This is a genomic window from Methanofastidiosum sp. (assembly GCA_013178285.1).
In the GTDB taxonomy this organism is placed as follows: Archaea; Methanobacteriota_B; Thermococci; order Methanofastidiosales; family Methanofastidiosaceae; genus Methanofastidiosum.
The window spans coordinates 1-2,072 of the sequence record JABLXD010000101.1 but is presented as its reverse complement, the minus strand read 5'-3'; the positions used below and the strand labels follow the sequence as shown (position 1 = coordinate 2,072).

Below are 2,072 nucleotides of genomic sequence, written 5' to 3'. Positions count from 1 at the left end.
TGAATATCCTTTTTATCTATTTTCAATGGTGAAGATGGCATTCTGATTCTTAATGCATCATCTGCAAGAATTGCTCCTTCAGGTAATAGTTCAATACATTGTTTTATTATTTTTGCAGACTGTCTAAATTCAAGCATTCTACATTTATATCTGTCATATATATCTCCATTTTTGCCTAATGGAACTTCAAATTCTACCTTATCATAGGCGTCATAAGGAAAAAATTTACGTATATCATAGTAAACTCCTGAACCTCTCAGTGTAGGGCCTGTCAGTCCCCAGTTTATTGCCTCTTCTGCTGTAATTACTCCAACGCCCTTTGTTCTTCTGAGCCACACTCTATTACGATCTATGAGTGTCTCATATTCTTCAACTTTTTTAGGAAACTCATTAACAAATTTATATAACTCGTCTAAAAATTCTTGATTAACATCACAACGAACTCCCCCTACTCTTGGATAGCTTACTGTTAATCTTGCTCCAGTTACCATTTCAAATAGTTCAAGAAGCTTTTCTCTATCTCTCATAGCATAGAGAAACACTGTCATCGCACCCACATCAAGCGCATGAGTAGCAATCCATACGAGATGGCTACAAATTCTAGCCATTTCAGACATCATAGTTCTTATAAATTTTGCCCTTTCAGGAACACTAATACCCATAAGTTTTTCTACAGCAATACAAAAACCTACATTGTTAATCATGCTGGAAAGATAATCTAATCTGTCCGTGAGAGGAAGTGATTGTACATATGTAAGGTCTTCCGATAACTTTTCTACTCCTCTATGAAGATACCCTATATATGGTATACATTTTTTTATTACTTCTCCTTCAATTTCAAGTACAAGCCTTAACACCCCATGAGTTGCAGGATGTTGAGGTCCCATATTAATAAGAAGTTCTCTTGTATTTTCAGGGTTCATTTTCCTTCCAGCCCGTTGCTAATTCCTTTAATTCTTTATAAGGTTGCCACTCTTTGTCTTTAAGATCACTATAAACAGGATAGTCCTTTCTTAATGGAAAACCAATCCAATCTTCGGGCATAAGAATTCTCCTAAGGTCAGGATGTCCTTTAAATTCAATTCCAAACATATCAAAACATTCTCTTTCAAACCAGTTTGCAGTTTTCCACAAGTCTACTACAGAATTAATGAAACATTCCTGTTCACTGACCTCGGCTTTAACTCTTAATCTATGTCTGTGTTTTATTGACATAAGCTGATAAATAACATCAAAACGAGGCTCTCTAAACCCAAGATAATCAACAGCTGTTAAATCTATAAGATAATCAAATTCTAATGTTGGAGTATTTTTAAGATATTCTAAAATATCTTTAATTTTTTCCTTTTTTATAGTAATATCGCATTCTTCCCTGAAACACCTAAACCATAAAACTTCTTCTGGGAATTTATCTTTTATTTTCTTCACTATCTCGATGGGATTCATTTTTTTCCTTTGAGTTCTCATTTTCAATCAAACAAATACCTGAAAGGCATCTTTCTTTATGGTATGGTTGATGTTTAATCTTTTCCTGTAATTTAATAATACCTTCTATTAGCGCCTCTGGTCTCGGTGGACATCCAGGGATATAAACATCAACTGGTAAGATTTCGTCAATTCCTTGAACTGTACTGTAAGTATTGAAGATTCCTCCACTACAGGCACAACTTCCCATAGCAATTACATATCTGGGTTCAGCCATCTGATGATAGAGATTAACAATTACAGGTGCCATCTTCTTGGTTAAAGTCCCTGCTACGATCATCACATCTGCCTGTCTCGGAGTCGCTCTAAAGATTACACCAAATCTATCAAGGTCATAATGAGATGCACCGGTTGCCATCATTTCAATAGCACAGCAGGCTAATCCAAAGGTGAGAGGCCAAAGGGAAGAACGCCTTCCCCAGCTTGCTATTTTATCTATAGTTGTTATTATTGTATTTGCTCCAGGAACAATCTTTAAATCCTTTTCAACTTCTACAGGTTGGGTTGCATTATCAAAAATTCTAATTAATCCACCCAAGTTAATCTCTCCTCCAGTTGAAAATATTTTTACCAATGGCGTATATGTA

The 2,072-nt window shown here is 35.4% G+C and carries 3 protein-coding genes; all 3 read right to left on the bottom strand.

All coding sequences use genetic code 11. The features are described from left to right. The coding region (locus HPY60_11950) for an NADH-quinone oxidoreductase subunit D (GenBank protein NPV51889.1) at positions 1-923 on the bottom strand (923 nt) is incomplete at its 3' end. Then, on the bottom strand, positions 913-1,446 hold the full coding sequence (locus tag HPY60_11945; GenBank protein ID NPV51888.1) for an NADH-quinone oxidoreductase subunit C: 534 nt from the start codon (positions 1,444-1,446) through the stop codon (positions 913-915). The genes HPY60_11950 and HPY60_11945, both read right to left, overlap by 11 nt. Continuing rightward, positions 1,409-1,957: an NADH-quinone oxidoreductase subunit B gene (locus tag HPY60_11940; protein ID NPV51887.1), complete on the bottom strand. Its 549-nt coding sequence runs from the start codon at positions 1,955-1,957 to the stop codon at positions 1,409-1,411. The genes HPY60_11945 and HPY60_11940 overlap by 38 nt, the downstream gene beginning before the upstream one ends. Between the last annotated feature and the right edge of the window lie 115 nt (positions 1,958-2,072).